The 21,065-nt window shown below is 69.4% G+C and carries 17 protein-coding genes and 2 pseudogenes; 10 read left to right on the forward strand and 9 right to left on the reverse strand.

What is annotated here, in order from left to right:
- Positions 1 to 36: 36 nt before the first annotated feature.
- The 5 genes from OG520_RS38925 to OG520_RS38945 all read left to right on the forward strand — a co-directional run bounded on the left by OG520_RS38925 (position 37) and on the right by OG520_RS38945 (position 7,155).
- Positions 37 to 1,791 carry a glycoside hydrolase family 35 protein gene (locus tag OG520_RS38925; RefSeq protein WP_406016286.1) on the forward strand — a complete coding sequence of 585 codons (1,755 nt, stop codon included), beginning with the start codon at positions 37 to 39 and terminating at the stop codon, positions 1,789 to 1,791.
- A gap of 79 nt (positions 1,792 to 1,870) precedes the next feature.
- Positions 1,871 to 2,197: a hypothetical protein gene (locus tag OG520_RS38930; RefSeq protein ID WP_406016287.1), complete on the forward strand. Its 327-nt coding sequence runs from the start codon at positions 1,871 to 1,873 to the stop codon at positions 2,195 to 2,197.
- Between the two features lie 79 nt (positions 2,198 to 2,276).
- A complete protein-coding gene (locus OG520_RS38935) occupies positions 2,277 to 5,318 on the forward strand; it encodes an alpha-mannosidase (protein ID WP_406016288.1) in 3,042 nt (1,013 codons plus the stop codon).
- A gap of 84 nt (positions 5,319 to 5,402) precedes the next feature.
- On the forward strand, positions 5,403 to 6,074 hold the full coding sequence (locus tag OG520_RS38940) for an HAD family hydrolase (protein ID WP_406016289.1): 672 nt from the start codon (positions 5,403 to 5,405) through the stop codon (positions 6,072 to 6,074).
- A 187-nt stretch (positions 6,075 to 6,261) separates the two neighbouring features.
- Positions 6,262 to 7,155, forward strand: a complete 894-nt coding sequence (locus tag OG520_RS38945; protein WP_406016290.1) for an aldo/keto reductase — start codon at positions 6,262 to 6,264, stop codon at positions 7,153 to 7,155.
- 266 nt (positions 7,156 to 7,421) lie between these two features.
- On the opposite strand, the gene OG520_RS38950 is transcribed toward OG520_RS38945, so the two are convergent.
- The 3 genes from OG520_RS38950 to OG520_RS38960 form a co-directional block, all read right to left on the reverse strand.
- A complete protein-coding gene (locus OG520_RS38950; protein WP_406016291.1) occupies positions 7,422 to 8,441 on the reverse strand; it encodes a proline racemase family protein in 1,020 nt (339 codons plus the stop codon).
- Positions 8,442 to 8,774: 333 nt separating this feature from the next.
- Positions 8,775 to 9,023, reverse strand: coding sequence for a hypothetical protein (locus tag OG520_RS38955; protein WP_399335776.1), 249 nt, complete (start codon positions 9,021 to 9,023; stop codon positions 8,775 to 8,777).
- A gap of 407 nt (positions 9,024 to 9,430) precedes the next feature.
- Positions 9,431 to 13,165, reverse strand: a complete 3,735-nt coding sequence (locus tag OG520_RS38960; RefSeq protein ID WP_406016292.1) for a S8 family serine peptidase — start codon at positions 13,163 to 13,165, stop codon at positions 9,431 to 9,433.
- A 531-nt stretch (positions 13,166 to 13,696) separates the two neighbouring features.
- Between OG520_RS38960 and OG520_RS38965 the strand changes: the two are divergent.
- Positions 13,697 to 13,852 (forward strand): annotated as a pseudogene (locus OG520_RS38965) (DDE-type integrase/transposase/recombinase); the annotation flags it as partial.
- A 10-nt stretch (positions 13,853 to 13,862) separates the two neighbouring features.
- Here the strand turns inward: OG520_RS38965 and OG520_RS38970 are convergent.
- Positions 13,863 to 14,144, reverse strand: a pseudogene (locus OG520_RS38970) (IS30 family transposase); the annotation flags it as partial.
- On the opposite strand from OG520_RS38970, the gene OG520_RS38975 reads away from it, so the two are divergent.
- Positions 14,138 to 15,760 carry an immunity 49 family protein gene (locus OG520_RS38975; protein ID WP_406016293.1) on the forward strand — a complete coding sequence of 541 codons (1,623 nt, stop codon included), beginning with the start codon at positions 14,138 to 14,140 and terminating at the stop codon, positions 15,758 to 15,760. The pseudogene OG520_RS38970 and the gene OG520_RS38975 sit on opposite strands and share 7 nt — an antisense overlap.
- On the opposite strand, the gene OG520_RS38980 is transcribed toward OG520_RS38975, so the two are convergent.
- Positions 15,757 to 16,170: a hypothetical protein gene (locus OG520_RS38980; protein ID WP_406016294.1), complete on the reverse strand. Its 414-nt coding sequence runs from the start codon at positions 16,168 to 16,170 to the stop codon at positions 15,757 to 15,759. The two genes, OG520_RS38975 and OG520_RS38980, sit on opposite strands and share 4 nt — an antisense overlap.
- 71 nt (positions 16,171 to 16,241) lie before the next feature.
- Here OG520_RS38980 and OG520_RS38985 point away from each other — a divergent pair, with 71 nt between their 5' ends.
- Positions 16,242 to 16,580 carry a hypothetical protein gene (locus OG520_RS38985; RefSeq protein WP_406016295.1) on the forward strand — a complete coding sequence of 113 codons (339 nt, stop codon included), beginning with the start codon at positions 16,242 to 16,244 and terminating at the stop codon, positions 16,578 to 16,580.
- A gap of 106 nt (positions 16,581 to 16,686) precedes the next feature.
- On the opposite strand, the gene OG520_RS38990 is transcribed toward OG520_RS38985, so the two are convergent.
- On the reverse strand, positions 16,687 to 17,049 hold the full coding sequence (locus tag OG520_RS38990; protein WP_406016296.1) for a hypothetical protein: 363 nt from the start codon (positions 17,047 to 17,049) through the stop codon (positions 16,687 to 16,689).
- Positions 17,050 to 17,125: 76 nt separating this feature from the next.
- Positions 17,126 to 18,205: a methyltransferase gene (locus OG520_RS38995; RefSeq protein ID WP_406016297.1), complete on the reverse strand. Its 1,080-nt coding sequence runs from the start codon at positions 18,203 to 18,205 to the stop codon at positions 17,126 to 17,128.
- A gap of 384 nt (positions 18,206 to 18,589) precedes the next feature.
- On the opposite strand from OG520_RS38995, the gene OG520_RS39000 reads away from it, so the two are divergent.
- Complete coding sequence (locus OG520_RS39000; protein WP_406016298.1) at positions 18,590 to 19,795, forward strand: cytochrome P450; 1,206 nt, start codon at positions 18,590 to 18,592, stop codon at positions 19,793 to 19,795.
- A 33-nt stretch (positions 19,796 to 19,828) separates the two neighbouring features.
- Positions 19,829 to 20,023: a ferredoxin gene (locus OG520_RS39005; protein WP_406016299.1), complete on the forward strand. Its 195-nt coding sequence runs from the start codon at positions 19,829 to 19,831 to the stop codon at positions 20,021 to 20,023.
- 270 nt (positions 20,024 to 20,293) lie between these two features.
- On the opposite strand, the gene OG520_RS39010 is transcribed toward OG520_RS39005, so the two are convergent.
- The gene (locus tag OG520_RS39010; RefSeq protein WP_406016300.1) at positions 20,294 to 20,617 is read right to left on the reverse strand and encodes a DDE endonuclease; all 324 of its coding nucleotides are present in this window, start codon (positions 20,615 to 20,617) and stop codon (positions 20,294 to 20,296) included.
- 92 nt (positions 20,618 to 20,709) lie between these two features.
- Positions 20,710 to 21,042, reverse strand: a complete 333-nt coding sequence (locus OG520_RS39015) for a winged helix-turn-helix domain-containing protein (RefSeq protein WP_406016301.1) — start codon at positions 21,040 to 21,042, stop codon at positions 20,710 to 20,712.
- Positions 21,043 to 21,065: the final 23 nt, after the last annotated feature.

Raw genomic sequence — 21,065 nt, forward strand, 5'->3', positions numbered from 1 at the left:
AGTTCCATCAGTTCCATCATCGAGGAGACCACGGCCATGCCACGACTCGAGGTTGCCGCAGACGGCTTCCGTCTCGACGACCGACCGCTGCGAATCATCTCCGGTGGGCTGCACTACTTCCGGATTCATCCGGAACAGTGGGCCGACCGGCTTCGCAAGGCGCGCCTGATGGGACTGAACACGATCGAGACCTACGTCCCATGGAACCTCCACTCGCCCCATCCGGGAGAGTTCCGGCTGGACGCAGGTCTCGATCTACCCCGGTTCCTCGATCTGGCCGCCGCCGAAGACCTGCACGTACTGCTCCGCCCCGGCCCGTACATCTGCGCCGAGTGGGAGGGCGGCGGCCTGCCCTCCTGGCTGCTCGCCGACGAGGACATCGAACTGCGCAGCCGCGACCCGCGCTACCTGAAGGCGGTGGACGACTACCTCGCTGCCCTGCTGCCGCCCGTCCTTCCTTACCTCTCCACTCGTGGCGGCCCGATCCTCGCCGTGCAACTGGAGAACGAATACGGCGCGTACGGCGACGACTCCGGCTATCTGGAGGATCTGGCGGAGCTGCTGCTCCGGCACGGAGCCGACGTACCGCTGTTCACCTGCGACCAGCCCTCCGACCTGGAGCGCGGCGGCCTCGACGGCGTCCTGCGCACCGTCAATCTCGGCAGCCGGGTGGACGCCGGGCTCGCCGAACTGCGCAAGCATCAGCCGTCCGGGCCGCTGATGTGCAGCGAGTTCTGGATCGGCTGGTTCGACCGCTGGGGCGGCACCCATGTCACCCGCAGCACGGCCGACGCCGCGGCGGACCTCGACCGGCTGCTCGCGGCCGGCGCCTCGGTCAACATCTACATGTTCCACGGCGGTACCAACTTCGGATTCACCAACGGCGCCAACGACAAGGGCACGTACCGCCCCACCGTCACGTCGTACGACTACGACGCGCCACTGGACGAGGCCGGCGATCCCGCCCCCAAATACGCCGCTTTCCGCGAGGTCATCGCCCGGCACGCGCCCGTCCCCGAGGAGCCGGTACCCGCCCCCGCACCCAAGCTTGCCCCGGCCGCCGCGGAACTCACCGCATGCGCCGGCCTCCTGGACCAGTGCGAGCGGCTCGGCAGCGCGGTGCACGCCGACCGCCCGCAGGCCATGGAACAGCTCGGCCAGTCCTTCGGATTCATCCTGTACGAGACGGCGCTCCCGGCGGCCGGGCCGACCGTCCTCCGCATCGCCGAGGTGCACGACCGCGCCCAGGTCTTCGTCGACGGCCAGCCGGTCGGCGTACTGGAACGCGAGAACCACGAGCACGCCCTCGCCTTCCACACCCCCCGGCGCGGTGCACAACTGGCCGTGCTGGTGGAGAACCAGGGCAGGGTCAACTACGGGCAGGGCATGCACGACCGCAAGGGACTGCTCGGCGAGGTCTCCGTCAACGCACTGGCGCCGGAGAGCTGGTACAGCCGGACGCTGCCTCTCGACGATCCGGGCCGGCTTTCCTTCACCGCGTTCGAGCCCGCCTCGCCCCCGGTCGGCCCCACGTTCCACCGTGGGCACCTGGACATCGAGCAGCCGGCCGACGGCTGGATCGCCCTGGACGGCTGGACCAAGGGCCACGTCTGGATCAACGGCTTCGCACTCGGCCGGTACTGGTCCCGAGGACCGCAGACCACTCTCTACGTCCCCGCACCGATCCTGAACGCCGGCCGGAACGAGATCACGGTCCTCGAACTGCACGGCGCCACCACCCGCACGGTGGAACTGCGGGGCACTCCCGATCTGGGCCCCGCCGAGGACTGACGTCCGTGACACCGGACAACAGGCCTCAGCCAGTTGGACCGACCGGCCACACCGACATGAACCTCCAGAAGGACCCAGAATGCCCCAGCCCCCTGCCAGCGCCCATGACATCGCCGCCCCGGCCGGGCCCCCGGCGAACTGGTGGAGAGAAGCCGTCGTCCACCAGGTGCGGGCGCACCCGGGGCTCGGCGCCGGAGACACCGTCGAATGGACCGACGCGCCTCGGGGCGTACTCGTCTTCCGCCGCCAGGGCTTCGTCTGCACGATGAACACCACCGATGAGGCGGTACACATCCCCGCACCCGGGCGTCTGCTGCTCGCCGGCTCCCCGGCCGACACCACCAACGGCTCCCAGGGCGCGAGCTTCGAGCTGGACGCGAACGCCAGGGTGTGGTGGACGGTCTGACGCCCCTGTTCGCACACCGCTCCGGTCGCCGAGCCGACCGCAAAGAGATCACCGTCCTCCACCGACGACAGAGGATTCCATGCACAGCAAGCGACGCCTCACCGAGCAGCGGCTCGACCGGGTGCTGAACCAGCGCATCCGGCCCGCGGTCCACGCCCGTACCGTCCCGGTCGAGATAGCGATCTGGAGCGTGCCGGGCGAGCCGGTCCCCGTGGCCGACGGCCTGGCCGCACCGTACGAACCCGTGGCGCTCGGGCACCGGTGGGGGCCGCCCTGGTCCACGAGTTGGTTCAGGATCAGCGGCAGGGTTCCGCAGGAGTGGGCCGGCCTGCGGGTCGAGGCGGTCATCGACCTCGGCTTCAACGTCACCGGCGCGGGCTTCTCCGCCGAGGGCCTGGTCTACCGGGCGGACGGCAGCGTGGTGAAAGCCCTCAACCCCCGCAACGCCTATGTTCCGGTCGCCGACCCGGCGGTCGGCGGCGAGGATTTCACCTACTACGTCGAGGCCGCCGCCAACCCCAACCTGGTCGACGACCACATCCCGTCGCGGACCGGGGACCAGCCCTCCTGGATGACGGGAGCCGGCTCCGAGAGCGGGCCCCTGTACCAGCTGCTCCGACTGGAGCTGGCGGTCTTCGACGCACAGGTGTGGGAACTCGCCCAGGACCTGGACGTCCTCGGGGGGCTCATGCGCGAACTGCCCGAGGCCGACCCGCGCCGCTGGCAGCTCCTGCACACCATCGAGCGGGCCCTGGACGAAGTCGACCTGCAGGACATTGCCGGCAGCGCCACCGCCGCCCGCGAGGTGCTGCGCCCGGCGTTCGCCGCCCCCGCGGCCGCGAGCGCCCACCGCATGTCCGCCGTCGGACACGCCCACATCGACACCGCCTGGCTGTGGCCGCTGCGCGAGACCATCCGCAAGGTCGCCAGGACGCTCTCCAACGTCACCCATCTCATGGACGAACACCCGGGCTTCCTCTTCGCCATGTCCCAGGCCCAGCAGCTGGCCTGGCTCAAGGAACACCGCCCCGAGGTCTACGGCAGGGTCCAGGAGAAGGCGGAGAAGGGGCAGTTCCTGCCTGTCGGCAGCCTGTGGGTGGAACCCGACACCAACATCACCGGCGGTGAGGCCCTCGTCCGGCAGCTGATCCATGGGAAGCGCTTCTATCTCGACGAGTTCGGCGTCGAGACCGAGGAGATGTGGCTGCCCGACACCTTCGGGTACAACGCGGCCATGCCGCAGCTGATGAAACTGGCGGGAATCCGGTGGTTCCTCACCCAGAAGATCTCCTGGAACACCACCAACAAGTTCCCGCACCACACCTTCTGGTGGGAGGGCATCGACGGCACCAGGATCTTCAGCCACTTCCCGCCGGTCGACACCTACAACGCCGAGATCACCGGCGCCGAACTCGCCCATGCCGTCCGCAACTTCCAGGACAAGGAGGCAGCCAACAGCTCGCTGCTCCCGTTCGGCTACGGAGACGGCGGCGGTGGCCCCACCCGGGAGATGCTGGCCCGGACCGAGCGTCTCGTCGACCTGGAGGGCTCGTCCAGGGTCGTCATCGAGAGCCCCGCGGACTTCTTCGAGCGGGCGCACGCCGAATACCCCGACGCGCCGGTGTGGCAGGGGGAGCTGTACCTGGAGTTCCACCGCGGCACACTGACCAGCCAGCTGAGGACCAAGCAGGGCAACCGGCGCAGCGAGCACTTGCTGCGAGAGGCCGAGCTGTGGTCGGCGACCGCCACCTTGCGCACCGGATTCGCGTACCCCTACGAGGCCCTGGACCGGCTGTGGAAGACGGTCCTGCTGCACCAGTTCCACGACATCCTGCCCGGCTCCTCCATCGCCTGGGTTCACCGGGAGGCGGAGCAGACCTACGCCGCCGTCACTGCCGAGCTGCGCGCGATCACGGACGCCGCCCAGCGCGCCCTGGCCGGCGAAGGCGATCTGCCCGTGGTCTTCAACGCCGCTCCGTTCGCCCGCGACGGTGTCCCCGCCCTCGGCGCCACGCTCCGCACCCGGCCGCCGGGCAGGCCCGTCGCCCCTGTCCCCTGCGGGGACGGTTTCGCGCTGGACAACGGCCTGGTCCGCGTCCGGGTCGATGCCCAGGGCCTGGTGACCTCGGCATACGACATCGCGGACGAACGCGAAGCGCTGGCCCCTGGCGCCGCCGCCAACCTTCTTCAGCTGCACCAGGACTTCCCCAACGAGTACGACGCCTGGGACATCGACGCCTTCTACCGCAACACCGTTCACAACCTCCTCGACGCCGACTCGGTCGGGGCACAGGAAGGCGGTGTCCGGATCGTGCGGACCTTCGGTGACTCCCGCATCGAACAGCTGGTCTCCCTGTCCGAAGGCTCCCGACGTCTGGACATCGACACCGAGATCGACTGGCACGAGAAGGAGAAGCTCCTCAAGGCATCCTTCCCGCTCGACGTGCGGGCCGACCACTCCAGCGCGGAGATCCCCTTCGGACACGTCCGGCGCCCCACCCACACCAACACCAGCTGGGACGCCGCCAAGTTCGAGATCTGCGCCCACCGCTTCCTGCACCTCGGCGAACGGGTGTGGGGCGCGGCCGTGGTCAACGACTCGACCTACGGGCACGAGGTCACCCGGGACGTCCGCGCAGACGGCGGCACCACCACCACCGTCCGGCTCTCCCTGCTCCGCGCTCCCCGCTTCCCCGACCCGGATGCCGACCAGGGCCACCACCGCCTGCGATACGGGTTCGTCATCGGCGCCGACATCGCCGACGCCGTCCGCGAGGGCTACGCGTTCAATCAGCCCGAGCGCAGCCTCCTCGGCTCGGCCGAGGTCGAGCCGCTCGTCACCGCGGACAACGAGACCGTTGTCATCGAAGTGGTCAAACTCGCCGACGATCGCTCCGGCGACATCGTCGTACGCCTCTACGAGGCATACGGGGGACGCACCCGAACCGTCCTGACCGCCGGATTCCCCCTGGCCTCCGCGGTCGAGACCGATCTGCTGGAGCGCGAACTCGGCCCCCGCGGGAACACGGACGCCGTACAAGCGGACGGCCGAAGAGTGCATCTGGCACTGCGCCCGTTCCAGATCCTCACTCTCCGGCTGAGGCCCCGGAAGCGTGACTGACCGAGGCTCTCCGGGAATGGAACCCCGGAGCCACCGACCTTACGAGTGATCAAGCAAGCCATGACCAAAGAAGGTAGGACCGCCGTGCCTGTACCCCCCTCCGCTGTCCTGTTCGACATGGACGGCACGCTGGTCGACACCGAGCGTCTCTGGCTCCGGACCACGGCCGATCTCGCCGCCCGTCTCGGCCACACCCTCACCGAGGAGGACCTGCCCGAGGTGCTCGGCCGCGCTGTCGACCACACCGCCGCCCACCTGTGCCGCATCGCCCGGACCAGCTTCACTGCGAACGCCTTGGCCGAGATTCTCAGGGACACGTTCAGCAGCAAGGTCGCCGCCGAGGTCGTCCCCCGGCCCGGCGCACTGGCGCTGCTCGCCGAACTGAGTGACGCCGCCGTGCCTACCGCGCTGGTCTCGGCCTCCCCTCGCCGCGTAGTGGACCTGGTCCTCGGCAGCCTCGGCGACCACTGGTTCACCGTCACTCTCGCCGCCGAGGACACCGAGCGCACCAAGCCCGACCCCGCCCCCTACCTGGCCGCCGCCGATCGACTCGGGTTGGACCCTGCGGCCTGCCTGGCCGTCGAGGACACTCCGACCGGGGTCGCCTCCGCGCGCGCGGCCGGCTGCTCGGTGCTGGCCGTCCCCTCCACTGTGCCGATCGCCAAGGCCGACCGGATCACCTTGCTGGACAGCCTCGAACAGGCCGACCTGGCATTGCTGTCCGCGCTGACCGCGCCGACGACGCCGACCGCCTGATGCCGCTTCCTCGGTTTGCTCGGCGACCTCGCAACCGCCGCCAGACCTTCGGGACTGCCGTTCCGAAGCCTTGATCCACCTTTGAGTGATCGCGCCACCGCGCGGACGCGGAAACTCGGTGGCAGCGGCGGACCTTCGGGTGGTGTAGTGGGCCGGACTGCTTCAACTCGCCTATCAGGAGTGCGAATTGTCAGGCATATTCCGATTCGGTGAGGATCTGCCGGTGCGGCGGCTCGGCCTCGGCACCATGGGACTGACGGGCCCGGGGGCGTGGGGCGAGCCCGCAGACCGGGACCGGGCGGTTCGGGTGCTGCGCCGGGCGGTGGAGCTGGGAGTCGATCTCGTAGACACCGCCGACGCGTACGGGCCGTATGTCAGCGAGGATCTGATCGCCCAGGCGCTGTACCCCTACCCGGAAGGGCTGGTGATCTCCACGAAGGGAGGCCTGACCCGGCAGGGCCCCGGCCGGTGGCAGGCAGTGGGGCGGCCGGAGTACCTGCGCCAGTGTGTCGAGATGAGCTTGCGCCGCCTGCGCCTGGAGCGCATCGACCTCTACCACCTGCACCGCATCGACCCGCAGGTGCCGCTCGCGGAACAGCTCGGTGTTCTCGGCGAGCTGCGTGCCGAGGGAAAGATCCGGCACATCGGCCTGTCGGAGGTCGAGGTGGACGACATCGTCCGCGCCCGCGAACTGGTGCCCGTCGCCAGCGTCCAGAACATCTTCAGCCTCACCCGGCAGCGCTACCGCGACACCCTCGACCACTGCACCCGTGAGGGCATCGGCTTCATCCCGTTCTTCCCGCTGGGCAGGGGCGAACTTACTTGCTCTGACGGCCCGTTGGGATCATTCGCCGCAGCCAGGGGCATGTCGCCTGCCCAACTGGCCCTCGCCTGGCTGCTGCACCAGTCGCCGAACGTGGTGCCGATCCCGGGCGCCTCCACCAGGGCCCACCTGGAGCAGAACCTCGGCGCGGCACACCTCGCTCTCACTCCTGCCGAACTCGCCGAACTCGGCGCCCAGTGCTCCGACATTCCTGCTCGACCGCCCCATGAACCGGGCGCCCGTACGTGCAAGAGGTGACAGAAAGGCCCGCCTCAAGGTGAGCCATGGCGGGGGCAGCGGCCTCGAACCCTTGCCGTTCGTACCGTCCGTGCGCGGCCAGCAGCCGATCGGCGGGGCGGCTAGGGCCTGTCCGGCGGATCATGGCCGGGGGCGTGGCGTCTGGCACGGCACCTCGCGGCGTTGCCGAAACGCCCGGACAGCTCCGCTATCAGGACGCTCCGGCGCCTTGCGATGCACCGCACCAGACGCCGCGCCCTGTCCGACCCTGATCCGCCGGACAGGCCCTAGCGCAGGACGAAGCCGGTGCCGAGGTCGTCCGCGGGATTGAGCTCGAAGCGGTGCTCGCCGGTCCGGTATGCCTTCCCCGTGACCTCCGCAACGACGGCGGCGTAGCCGTCGACGGCCAACTCCGCGACGATCCGTGCGTGGAAGCGGGTGCCGACGATCGAGTCGTGGACGAGGATCTGGCCTGGCCTGAGGCGACCGGTCGCAGCGAGCACGGCGACGCGGGAGCAGGTGCCGGAGCCGCATGGGGAACGGTCGACCTGGCCGTCGGCGAAGACGGTGACGTTGCGCTGGTGCGGGTTGCCGTCCTCGTCGATGCCGAGGTCGTCGTACAGGATGGTGCCGTAGATGCCGCTGAGGCGGTCGTCGACGGGGTGACGGGCGTACTCGCTGTCGTTCAGCGCCCATTTGACCTCGCGTCCGATCGCGATGAGGTCGGAGTAGTGCTCGGGGGTGACGGCCAGTCCCACGCCGGCTGCGTCCAGATGCGCGTAGATGGCGCCGCCGTAGGCGACATCGACGATGACGTCCCCGCAGGACGTGGCGACGGTGACGCGTTCGGCGAGCCGGTAGCTGGGGACGTTGACGAAGTCGACGCCGGTGATCTGTTCGCCGGTGGTGTGCACGCGCAGCGTGACCCGGCCTGAGGGCACGTCGATGACGACTGTGGTGATGCCGGAGGGGTCGCGGGCGACGCGGCCGGTCTGCACGGCCCAGACGGCGAGTGCGATCGAGCCGTGGCCGCAGGCTGTTGAGAAGCCGTCCTTGTGCCAGAACAGCACGCCGAAGTGAGCGCCCTCGTCGTCGGGCGGGGTGATGAATCCGCCGTACATGTCGGCGTGTCCGCGGGGCTCGAAGCACAGCAGCTTGCGCAGGTTGTCCACGTCCGGGTTGCCGATGGCGCGCATACGGCGTTCGGCGACGGTGGCACCTTCGATGGCGACCGGCGGTTCGGGAACGATGCGGAACGGTTCACCGCCGGTGTGATAGTCGGTGGTGAGTACCTGATGGGTGGTCATGAGTTCCTCCACGGAGCTGGAGAGGGCAGGGCGTGAGGCGGTCAGAATCGGCCGGCGTCGACGAACTCGGCCAGTCCGGGATCGCGTGAGGTTGAGGATCAGGGCGAGCACGGCGGAGAAGAACACAGCGAATCTGGTGCCGGTGTCAATGCTGCGAGCCCGCGAACCGGGTCATCCACGCCTCGACCTCGTCCGCCGACAGGTTCTCGTGACCGTCCTCGGTGACGATCAGGGCGCCCTCGATCCGGACGCCGATGCAGCCACCCTCGGGCGCAGTGAGGTTGTCCGGATGGGCCGGCGCCGCTCCCTCGGCGAGTCGGAGCTGGTGCTCGGTCAGCCCTGCCGGGACGTCCGTACGGCGGCCGATGACCTGACCGCCGCCTCCGGTGCGCCGACCGGGATCGTCCTCGGTCTCGACCCGTCGGTGAATCCGCGTGCGGTGGAGTCCACGGCCTTGCGGAGTTCGGCGATCTCCCAGTCGTCCTTGACGAAGCGGAGACCGCTGAGCGCCTCTTCGAGTTCGGCGTCACGTTCCTCCTCGGTGGTGACGACGGCCTCCCAGTGCAGCTCGGGTACCCTCACTGCCGCCGTTCGTCGGCGGCTCCCGGACGATATCCCGCACCGGCCGCGCTCGGCGCCCAGGAGTGCCACTGGCACAGATCGGCCACAGCCTTCACCGGAGTCGTCGACAACGAGACTTTCCGACCTGGCGGTTCGACGTCCGCCGACTGCCACCTCTGCCTGCCCGGTCCGTGCCATCGGGTCCGCTACCTCACCGAACTCGCCTCGCTGACCCACACCGTCGAAACCCTGCTGCGCCTGCTCCCTTGAACCACGCCTCGGCCGGGCGTCCGCGGAGACCCGGCCGCGTGGCGCTCGGCCTGCCCGCGGCGTGCGGTGAGCAGCACTACGTATGGGGTGCGGCCCTTGCACCCCGCACGCGGCAGGTGGGAGCCACGCCGCCGACTGCGCGGCTCCCACCCGGTCGGTTACTTCCGCACGCCGACCGCGCGGATGATCTCCTGCTTGACCGAGCCGCCCTTGTCATCGGCGGCCGAGGCCCGCACGGAGATGTACCGCGCGTCGTTCGGGACCCGCACCGAGCCGGCCCAGGCGGCGGACTTGCCGCGTACGCCTTCGAGTTCGACCGATGTCCACGTCGTGCCGTCGTCGAAGGAGACCTCCAGCGTGGAGCCGGTGATCCTCCCGGTGTCCGGCGCGCCCTTGACGTACTCGGAGAAGATCCCGAGATCGAGACGCTTTCCGGCCCGCACATCACCGTGCAGGTCGGTGTCGACGTCGAACCCGAGGTTGAGCATCGGCAGATACGTCCACCGGTCGGCCGGCGTGGCGGACGACTTGAAGGTCCATTCGGAGTGGCCCTTCGTGGAGAGCCGCCAGACGTCCGGGTCCATCGTGGTGTCGGTGACCACCTTGAAGTCCTGCTCGGTCGGCTTGACGTTCCGGGCGTACGCCCCCGAGCTTTGCCTCCGGTCGACCTGCACCCCGTCCACGTACACCTCGGTGAACTGGGTCAGCGACTTCTGGTTGAACACGTCGCCGAAGCCGGTGTGGTCCGGTCCCGAGTCGCCCCAGCCCGGCGTGTTGAACTCCAGGTCGTTGCCCGCGCGACGCTGGCCCCAGCCGAGACCGGTACCCAGCCACGGGTGCCAGACCGGCTTGAACCAGTCGGTCCCGGAGCGCGTGCCCCCGCGGTAGTGCACGATGCCGCTGCGCTCCTCCAGGGCACCCGGGCCGCTGGACATGGACTCGTGCCAGCCCTGGTCGGGGCCGGCGCTGACGTAGTCGGTGCGCTCCGCGGGGAACTTGATCTTCTCCTGGAATCCGATGCCATAGGGGAAGCTGTCGGTGATCGAGTAGCGGAACTCGCCGCCCTCGGCGGACTTCGGCGCGTGGAACTTGTTGTTGACCACGGCCAGTTCACTCTTGCCCGGCCGGTACGTCAGATCAGCGGGGATCGCCCCCGAGTACCCCTTGCTGAGGTCGTAGACATAAGGCGTGAACTCGGTGCCGGTCAGTTCCACGCCCCGGTCGAGCCGAGCGGTCTCGATCAGTCGCGCCCCGTCCTGCGCGTTCACCGTCGCGCTGTACAGGGGACGAGTCTCCCCGTCGGCCGCGCTGAAGTTGGCCATCAGCCGTCCGGGAGCCTCGTCGGTGACGAACAGAGCCTTGGCGCCCGCATCCCGTGCGTTCTGGGCCAGCTCGGCGGACGTGATCGCGTCGGTGCGACGCACGACGACCGCTTTGCCCGCCACGTCCTTGCCGGTGTAGTCGGCGGTGGATCCGGTGCCCGCGTCCATCAGGGCCATCCGCTTGTGCCCGGTGAACATGTCCGATCCGTACTGGACGGTTGTCTCGCCGAGCCGCTTGCCGCCTGCTTCGACATCGAGTTGCGGCTTGCCGAGTCGCCAGACGGTCCGGTACTCGAAGGTGCCCGTGGCGGGCTTGCGGGTCGGTGCGGCGAAGATGCTGTCGTACTTCGGCGGGACCTGCACGGCCGGCGCGAAGGACGTGCCGTTCGCGGACCGGTTGAACTTCATCAGCAGCTGACGGGTCTCGGTCCGCTGGTTCACCTCGGCCCGGATCTCCCGCAACTTCGTCCCGTCGAGGGTGACTTCGCGGTCACGGTCCATGGTGACCTCGGGCTCGGTGAGCAGACCGAGGCCGAGCGAGTCCTTGCCCTTGCTGCCACGCACGTCGAGGAAGCTACACAGGGTGTACATGCCGGGCTTCAGGCGCAGCTTGAGCGTGCCGGATTCGCCGACCGTGGCGGGGAAGGGGTCTGTGTCCTTGGCCAGCTGCTTTACGGTCAGGTTTGCGGCGGACGCCGCGCCCTCGCGGTCCTTGACGTGGACGGTGAGGGTGTGGCGCTCCTCCTCCTTGGTCAGGCCGAAGGCCGTGTGCGCCACCACTGTGTCGCCGTCCTTGGCGACGATCCGGCCGGAGGTGGAGCCGACGGGCGCGGCGGTGCCGTCACCGGTGACCGTGGTCTGCGCGGTGCCGTGTGCGGGCACGGTGAGGGTGGAGTCGGCGAGGGTGACCACGCCGGCGGGAGCGCCCTCGGCGGTCAACGCCAGGATGACCGGCCGGTCGGAGGCGTTGGTGTACGTCAGGGTCTTCGTGACCGGCTTGTTCCCCTCGTAGGGCCAGCTGATGAAGCCGAGGTCGGCGCTGCCGGTCGCGGTGATCTGCGCGGCAATGGCGGACGGGACGTCCACGCGGCCCGCACCCACCTCGTACGACGTGCCGCTGATCTGCTCGGACGTGCTCATCAGCCCGTCCTTGAGCTGCTGTCCGCTCCAGTCGGGGTGCTTCTCGGCGAGCAGCGCCGCCACGCCCGCGACGTGCGGGGTGGCCATGGACGTGCCGCTCATCGATGTGTAAGGGCCGCTGCCGCTCACGAGCTGCGAGCGCGCCGCGAGGATGTTCACGCCCGGCGCGGACAGGTCGGGCTTCAGCGCGTTGTCGCCGAAACGCGGGCCCTGGCTGGAGAAGGCGGCACGCCGGTCGGCGGAGTCGACCGCGCCGATCGTCAGTGCGGAGTCGGCTGCGCCGGGGGAGCCGATGGTGCCGGGGGAGTACGCGTTGCCGGCCGCGATCACGAACAGGGCGCCCGTGTCCTTGGAGAGGGTGTTCACCGCCTGGGCCATCGGATCGGTGCCGTCACTGCCCTGCGACGATCCGAGGCTCATGGAGACGATCTTGGCGTGGACGTCCTTGGCCGCCCACTCCATACCGGCGATGATCTGCGATTCGGATCCGGACCCCTGGTCGCTGAGAACCTTGCCGACGGCGAGCGTGGCGCCGGGCGCGACGCCCTTCTCCTTGCCGTCGGACGCGGCACCGCTGCCACCGACGGTGGAGGAGACATGGGTGCCGTGCCCGTTCCGGTCGGCGGCCTCCTGGCCGTCGATGAAGCTCCTGGTCTCGCTCACCCGGTCCTTGAGATCGGGATGGGTCAGGTCCACGCCCGTGTCGAGGACGGCGACCTTGACACCCTTGCCGGTCAGCCCGGCCTCCCAGGCCGCGGAGGTGCCTATCTGGGCGTTGCTGGTCTCCATCGCGGCGTCGACGCGTGCGTCCAGCCAGATCTTTTCGACGCCGCCCGACAGACGCACACGGCCCGAAGTCGCGTTGCGCGCCCCGGAGGTGAGATCCGGTGCGACCGCGCGCCAGAACTCCCCGGACGTCGACGTTTTCAGGGCCGCACCGCCCACGCTCGGCAGCCCACGGACCTGGCGGGCCCCATGGGGCGTCGCGCTGCGGGCGTTCTTCGTGTACGTCACGATGAGCGGGAGGCCGTCGGACGACGGGTCACCGAGCCCCTGCTCGATCAGAGCGGTGACGTCGAAGAGTTCGGCGTCGAGGACGCCCGCCTGGAGGTAGGGCCGGGCCTCGTCGGGAATGACGGTGATCCGGCCGTCGGACATCTCGCTGTGAACCGCTCCGGTCGCGCCCTTGGGACGCTCCACGGCGACCGACTTCCGGCCCGCGCCGAGGTCGGTCACGGTCACCTGGTCACCGGTGATCAGGGTGACGGTTTTCGCGGTGCCGGGTGCGTGCACGGGTGACGTGGCACGGTCGGTGCCCGCCCCCGCCGTGCCCAGCGCCCCGGCTGCGACGGCCTGCCCTGCCGGCAGCAGTACGAGCGACAGCCCCGCTGCGAGCAGCCGGGATCTCCGCCTCGCGGATGATCTGGTCATGGATGACTCTCCTCCACGCACTCGGTGAACGGGTGGTTCCGGGTGCTGCGAAGAGTTTTCGCGGCGGCAAGTTGCGTGTCGACCGTTCTGCGCTGGCGGATATCTGCCTTGGCAGAAACCCGTCAGTGACGGCCGCGGAGGACGGGACTCGCCCTACGCCCAGCCGTGGCAGCGGGCGTACCAGCCGAGTTGGACGCGGGTGGTCGCCCCGGCCCGGACCAAGCCCCTGGATGCGCTGCTGCACGGTGTGCGCCGGCATTTCCACCTGCGCGGCCACCGCGTGGTCGGTGAGACCGGCAACCAGAAGACGCAGCATGCAGGTGCCCGGGACATCGATCGTGTGGCGCGGTTCGCCGTACGGGCGGGCCCGTTCCCACGCGGCGTCGACGAGCGCCTGGGCGACATTGGCGAGCCCCCCGCAGGACGAGGCTGGGGGCGACCCTCGCCGCCGGAGCCCCGCAGCGGAAGCCTCGCCGTCTCGCCTTCGCAGTGCAGCTCTATGGGCTGTGGCCTCGTCGTTTGTGGGTCTGCTACCTCGCGACCGTCATCGATCTGTGTTCACGACGTCTGGCCGGATGGGCGATCGCCGACCACATGCGCACAGAGCTCGTCACCGACGCCCTGGCGGCTGCGATCCGGACCCGCGGCAGCCTCGCCGGAGCGGTGATGCAAACCGATCACGGGGCCCAGGGCGGATTCAATCGATCGTCGCAACACCGGCTTGTTGGAGTGATCGTAGTTGCTCGTTGAGTGCCTCCGCCGGTGTCTTCCAACCGAGTGTCTTGCGGGGCCGGTTGTTGACCGCTTCGGCGACGGCCTGGATCTCCTCGCGGCTCCACCTCGACAGATCGGTGCCCTTGGGGAAGTACTGGCGCAACAGCCCGTTTGTGTTCTCGTTGGTGCCGCGCTGCCAGGGGCTGTGGGGGTCGGCGAAGTAGACGGGGATGCCGGTTTCGACCTTGAACGCCGCGTGTGCGGATTTACGGCTCCTACCTGGGTGCCCTCTCCGTCGAGATACCCGACCTCGACACCCCGGAGGCCAAGGCCGCCCTCAAGGACGCCTCCGAAGCCGCTGCTGGCGCCGTCGCCTACGCCGCATACCACCCGCACTGCCGCTTCCAGGTCTTCCTGGAATACGTGAACTTCGGCATGAGCTACGACCCGGGCGAGGATGCTCCCAAGGAGAGCGTCACGCCGGGGGAGTGGATCGACGCGCTGTGCCTGTCGGTCCTCAGGGACAAAGCGAGGTGGCACGGCGAGGCCTTCCACTTCGCCCGGAAGAAGTTCGCCGAGCAGGCGCAGGGAACGCCTGTCGGCGAACTGGCCACGGGATTGATGGCCGTGGTCCTGGACGACACCGGCGACGACGAGGAGTGCCCGCCGAGCGCGCAGGCCAAGCTCGCCGCCATCGACGCGGCCCTGGACCGCATCCGTACCCGCGCCGGGGAGACCGGTGAGCCCTTCCTGGACCGGACGGACAGCGTGGCGCTGCGCACGCTGCGCGCCCTGGCCGCCGAGGACCGGGAGGCCTTCGATGTCGCGCTGGCCGATCTCCTGGTCAGGCATGCCACCCTGCATGGCCCTTCGGCCTCCCCGAGTACTCTCCTCCCGCTTGTCCCCATCGCCCTCGCCGCGCTCGCCTACCAGACCCTGGGCTGGGCACCGGCCGTCCGCACTGGCTACCTCCCGCACGCTCTGATCACCGGCTTCGAGAGCCGCGGCCCCCGGGTGGCGGGCTTCGGCAGGGATCGGCGGCCGGACGCCGTGGCCGCGCTTGCAGCGGGCCCGCTGGTGGTGGAGCGGCCAGCCTGCGAGCGGACGGTGACCCCGCAGGTGGAGGCCTTGTACGAGAAGCACGTCCAGGAGGCGTTCACCGCCGTCGACGGAGAACCCCTTGCCGTCTGGCAGCTCAGAAGCGTGATGAGCGACCAGGAGCGACTCTTCAAGTGGCGCGCGGAGGACTCCGGCCACGTGACGGACGCCCAGCTCGCGAACCTCAAGCTGGCCTCCCGGACGGGGGCGGCCCAGTTCCGCATCGCCCTCGCGGAGCCGGGTACCGAGGCCGAGGTGACCGTCGACGGCCGCGCACTGCGCTACCGGGCCGAGCGCGGCGAGAAGGCCGACGCCAGCAGTTGGCAGAACGCCACAGCCTTCGCCCTCATCACCGGCACACGTGAGGACCTCGCCCCGCTGGTCCTCACCGGCCCCGCCTTCGCCCGCCCGGACGGCTCCGCCTTCTCCGCGTACCGGGAGGCCCTCCACGCCTACCTGAAGGGCGCCGATCCTGAACCGGCCGCGCAGCGGGCGTTGCAGCAGGCTGAGAAGGCCAAGGACTGGGGCTTCGCCATGCCGCCGGCCGTGCTGCTGTCGCAGCTCGTGGAGGGCGACGAGGAGAGCTTCAACCTGGCCCTGGCCGACGCGCTCGAAGCCCACCGCGACTACTACCAGGTCGCCGACCGCGCCGACGATCCGGACGCCTCCGTCAACCTCGACATCCTCGCCCTGGCCTGCCACGCTCGCCGTCGCGGCTGGCGCATCCGCGTGGAATCCCCCTATCTTCCGCAGGGTCTCCTCAGGGCCGCGGAACCCTTCTAGGGACCCGGCAGCGGGTAGGTGTGGCTGTTCGGGCAGGTCCGCGTGATTACGGCCGCCTCGACCCGGCCGCCGCCGATCTGGCCGGCCCGTGGTTGGCCTGGGCGAAGTACCTCGCCTACCAACTCGCCGAGGTGCGGGGCTGGAAACGGGGCATCCGCGTCGCCGTCAACCGCGGTCTGGCCATCGAGGCTCACCGAGTACGTCGAGGGCGACGTCATCCGCCACAGCGAGATCTTCACCTCGCTCAGGGCCTCGACCTGAGATTCGGACAGACCTCCACAGCCCTTGAGGCGGTCCGGCCTGGTCTTCCGCAACCCCACCAGCCGCATCAAGGTCGGCCAGAACGAGTACAGCGTGCTCCAACCGCTCGCGCCCGGCCAGATCGACCGCTCCGTCGCAGCCGCCGCCACCCCCGCCGCGCGGTTGATCCTCGCCCTCGCCGCAGTTCACGCCGCCCCGGGTCGCCCGAATAGGCACCCTCATGCTCGACGACCTCGAAATCGGCAACCGCCAGCTGACCATCGCCGGACACACACGCCCGCTCGACGACCTCACCATGAAACTGCTGCTGGACTGGCTCGAACACCGGCGACAACGGTGGCCGAACACAGCAAACCTCCACCTGCTGATCAACAACCAGACCGCTACGAAGGTCGGCCGCGCCCGCAACCACTGGATCACTGCGACCCTGCGTGGACAGGACGCGACACTGGAGCGGCTCCGCGTCGACCGGCAACTCGAAGAGCCCCTGACCCACAGGCCCGGCCCGCTCCACCTCGCCGAGGTGTTCGGGCTCGACGAGAAGACCGCGATGCGCTGAGCGGACTGCGCACGGGCGCTGCTGCGCCAGGTCGCTGAACAGCCACTTCAGTGAAGTCTGCTTGACCGGTCCACGCTTTTGCTGAGGATAATCACGCCAGGCAGAGTCAGCATCCGGGGCCGATCGGCGGAGACACTGTCAGGGCGAGGGCAGCGTTCCGCAGCTGGGCCGCCCACGTCTGCTGGTCAAGCCCCAACGTGTACTCGATGCAGCAATCGCATTGCGGGATCAGCGCCACGAACGATTGCTCCGCCGCGGTCCCGACCGCCGTCTCCCACCAGTCGTCCGTCGCCAGGTCAGCGGGAGTTATCTCTCCATCGATGAGTCTCGCCGCCATCCGGCGCAGAGCGTGGCGCCGTGCCAGGCCCCGATCCGGCAACCCGATCCCGGACTCGGCAAGTGCTTGCTCGAACACGTCGCGAATATCGCGGGTATCCGCGTTGCGAGGCCAACCGGCGAGCTCGCGCAATGGTGTGCCGTGCGGTATCTGGCTGGATCGTCGCACGCGGCCCGCGCGAGGCGCACGAACGGGTTCCCTTTTCCGCTCACTGGCCCGTCTGGGGAGAGGGGAGCGGGATCCGGGGCGTGCACTCGAAGGCGTGGTGTCCGCTGGACAGCCGTGTGACCGAGAGCAGTTCGAGGTCCGCCTCGGCGAGCAGTCGCCGCATGTCCTCGGGTGTTTCGAAGTCACCGGCCCCGCTTCCGGAGACCACCGTCCGGAAGAGGGCGTGGACGGAATCGGCTTCCTGGTCCAGGAGGGGTTCCAGCACGATCAGGCGGGGTGGGGCGGCGCCGGGCACGTGGGAAGCCGCGGTGCGTGTCATCGCGTTTCGCGCGGACGCGAGAACGCGCAGGCAAAGGTGCCAGGGCCAGTCGTGCAAAACGTTCTTCAACAGGTACAGGTCACCGCCGTCGGCGACCGCCTCGAAGATGTTCGCGGGGTGGAAGGTGAGTCGCCCGCCGAGGGGATGACCGGCCGCCGCCATCCGGGCGGCCGACCGTGCGCACACACTGGGCCGGTCGACGCATAGGCCTTCCAGGTGCGGGTTCCCGGCCAGGATCGCGCTGAGCACCGTGCCGTTGCCCCCACCGATATCGACCACACGCCGCACCGGGGAGAAGTCGAACTCCTCGGCGACCGCCTCGGCCGCTGACCGCGCCAGCTCGGCCATCGCCGCGTCGAAGACCTGTTCCGCGTCCGGGGCGCCTTCGAGGTACTCGTACAGGGGGGCGCCGAAGACCTCGTCGAATCCGGGACGGCCGGTCCGCGCGGTGCTCAGGAGTGCGCCGAAGGCGTCGTCGTAGGTCTCCGCCAGCAGGATGCAGCGATTGCGTACGGAGTGCGGGTGATCTCTCCTGAGCGCGGCGAACTCCTCCGCCAGGGCGAAGGTCCCGTCCGGTCCGCGTTCGAAGATCTCGTACTGGGCCAGCACTTGGAGGATGCGGAACAGTACGTCCCGGTCGGTCCCGGTGCGCCTCGCGAGGTCGTCCGGCGTCATGAAGCCGCCGTTCAGGATGTCCGCGAGGCCCAGCCTGGCCGTCACCGCCAGCACGCGGGAGATGCAGCCGCCCGAGGCCAGCGCCGCGAGCCGGGGTCCGCCCAACGTGTCGTGCGTCTGATGCAATGCCTTATTCCTCACAAGTACTGATGCCCCTTTGTGCGGCACGGTCGTGGGCACGGTGACCGGCCGTCGTGTCAGCGGGTGCCCGCGGACGTGGTCCCACCGCTCGGTGGGTGAATGAACAACGAGATCGGGTCCGCCGCGGGAACGGGCCGTGGAGCCGATCCGGCGGCGAACACATGATCAGGAGCGCCACATTGGGATGAACGTGAGTGTTTCGGGTGGCTTCGCGGGCCGATGATCGGCACTCTGTTGGCGGGTCCCTCCGGCGGGCCGCGGGATGCCGACAGGACACCGCCACGACGGTGGGTCCGGGCCCCGCGCTCCCACCGTGTACCGGATCCGTGACCGGTCCGGCATGCGGTCCGGCAGAGGGCGAGGAAGATCGTGACAGTTACCCCGCAGGACACCGACCCGGCTCCCGCCTACCCGATGGACCGGACCTGCCCCTACCGGATGCCGCCCGGATACGCCTCGCTGCGGGAGCGGAGGCCGCTCTCACGTGTGACCCTGGACGACGGCCGCGAGGTGTGGCTCATCTCCGGGAACGCCGAGGGCCGGGCCCTGTTGCGTGATCCCCGGCTCTCCTCCAACACCAGCCGCCTGGGCTTTCCGTGCCTGGCCGGGCAGCAGGTGCCCGAACTCCCGCTGATCGGTACGGACGACCCCGAACACGCCAGGCAGCGCAGGCTGTTGGCCTCGGGCTTCGGTATCCGCCGGATCGCCGCCCTGCGCCCGCAGATCGAGCGCACCGCGGAAGAACTGATCGACGCCATGCTCGCCCAGGGCAACAGCGCCGAACTCGTCCGGGCCTACTCGCTGCCGCTGGCGTGCGACGCGTCCTTCGCGTTTCTCGGCGTGCCACGCGAGGAGCGGCACCTGCTCAAAGACCTGGTCCGGAGCACCCTTCTAGGCTCCCCGGAGGAGGAGACGCACGCCTCCGGGCATGCCTTCACCGGCATCCAGGACTATCTGCGGGAGCTGATCGCGCGCAAGGAGCGGACCCCCGGTGACGGGCTGATCGACGAGCTCCTCGCCGGTCACCCGGTCCGCGACGAGGCGGACCGGGACCAACTGGTGCTGCTCTGCACGGTTCTGGCGACCGGCGGAAACGAGACCACCTCGGCGACCATTGCCACCTCCGTCTTCGCCCTGCTCGAACACCCCGAGCAGGCAGGGATGCTGAGGACGGATTCCACGCTGACGGCGGGCGCTGTCGAGGAACTGACCCGGTTCATCTCGGCCGGTGACGCGCTTTTGCGAGCGGCGGTCGCGGACATCGAGATCGCCGGGCACACCATCAGGGCCGGAGACGGTGTGATCATCTCCACGATGCTGATGAACCGGGACCCCGGCGCCTGGGACGATCCCGATGTCCTGGACATCCGCCGCAGGGCCAGCCGCCATGTCGCCTTCGGCTACGGCATCCACCAGTGCGTGGGTCAGAATCTGGCCCGCGCGGAGATGGAGATCGCGCTGAACACCCTGCTGCGGCGTGTCCCCACACTGCGCCTGGCCGTCCCCGCCGGGCAGGTGCGGAGCACCCCCGCGGCCACGCAGGAAGGCGTGGCCGAACTGCCGGTCACCTGGTAGCGCGGGAGGCGGGGGAAGGAGAGGCGGGAGCGGATGAGTATCGACATCGACACCGATCGGTGCATTGGGGCGGCCATGTGCGTGCTGCACGCTCCCGGCGTCTTTACGCAGGACGACGACGGCGTGGTCGAGCTGCTGGCGGACGGCGGCGAACGGGAGGAAGACCCACGGACCCGGGAAGCCGCACTCGCCTGCCCGGTGCAGGCCATCACGGTGAGGCAGACCTGAAAGAGCGTTTTGTCCTGGCGGTCGTTCTGTTGGCGGGTAGGTGAGTTGAGGTGTTGGGTGTGGTGTGAGCTGAGGTGTTGCAGATCGGGTGAGAGCGGGTCGTGGTGTCCGTTCGTCCGGTGACGGGCTGACTGACCTGGGGTTGTGTCAACTTCGTTGAGAGTGCGAGGGCTTGTCGCATATAGCTTCTGCGCTCTAATGGCACCGACTGTGTTTTTGCTGTTCAGAGACCGCTACTGAACTTGAATGTGTGATGTCGGCCTGATCGTGTCAGCTGGTCAAGGTCAGGCCGGTGCCTATGAGGCAGCCGTCGATGAGGTGCGGTCGGTACTGGGTCTTCTTGAGGCTGCGCTTCACGGCGGCGGCGAGCTGGTCGAGGTTCGCGGCGGCGAGGTTGCCGATCGCCTGCGGCATGAGATGGGTGCGCAGGTTGTCCCGGACCAGGACGATGGGGCCTTTGAGCTGGTTGTGCGCCCGCACGATGAGGTCGCGGTTGTCCTGCCAGGTGAATCCCTTGGGCTCGCCCTTGCGGCCCCGGTGGACGCGAAAGCTGTAGATCAGCCTCGACCGGTCTCCGCGTCGGAAGCAGACCATTCCCGCCATCGAAACCCGTCCGGAACCCCTGCCCCGGACGCGGACGACCGGCGTCTGGCCGATTTGGCCCCAGGACCTCGCGCGTGGCGGCCTCAGCGACTGGCTTGCCTCGTCCTCACAGACGATCCAGGCCCCGCGGGCCGCCGCCGTACTTTTACCTGCGGCCACACCTTCTTCCTCCACAACTCCACAGCTCCGTCGTCACGTTCGATCGCCCGTCGGGCCGGCTGCTGCCACGACCAGCCACTGCTGTTGGCCGATTCCACAAGGCTTCGGAGGAACTTCTGAAATCGCGTCCAACGAAGACGCGTACCCACCGGTCCAGACTTTCCCCGTGGCAGCGACTGCACCTGCCGCGCCCCGCGGCCGGTGCCGCTTCCGGACATCAGCACCGCATACACGGCAACACGCAGCCGCAAGGCCATCGGACCCGATCCGCACTACCTGG

The organism is Streptomyces sp. NBC_00984 (assembly GCF_045162475.1).
Classification (GTDB): domain Bacteria; phylum Actinomycetota; class Actinomycetes; order Streptomycetales; family Streptomycetaceae; genus Streptomyces.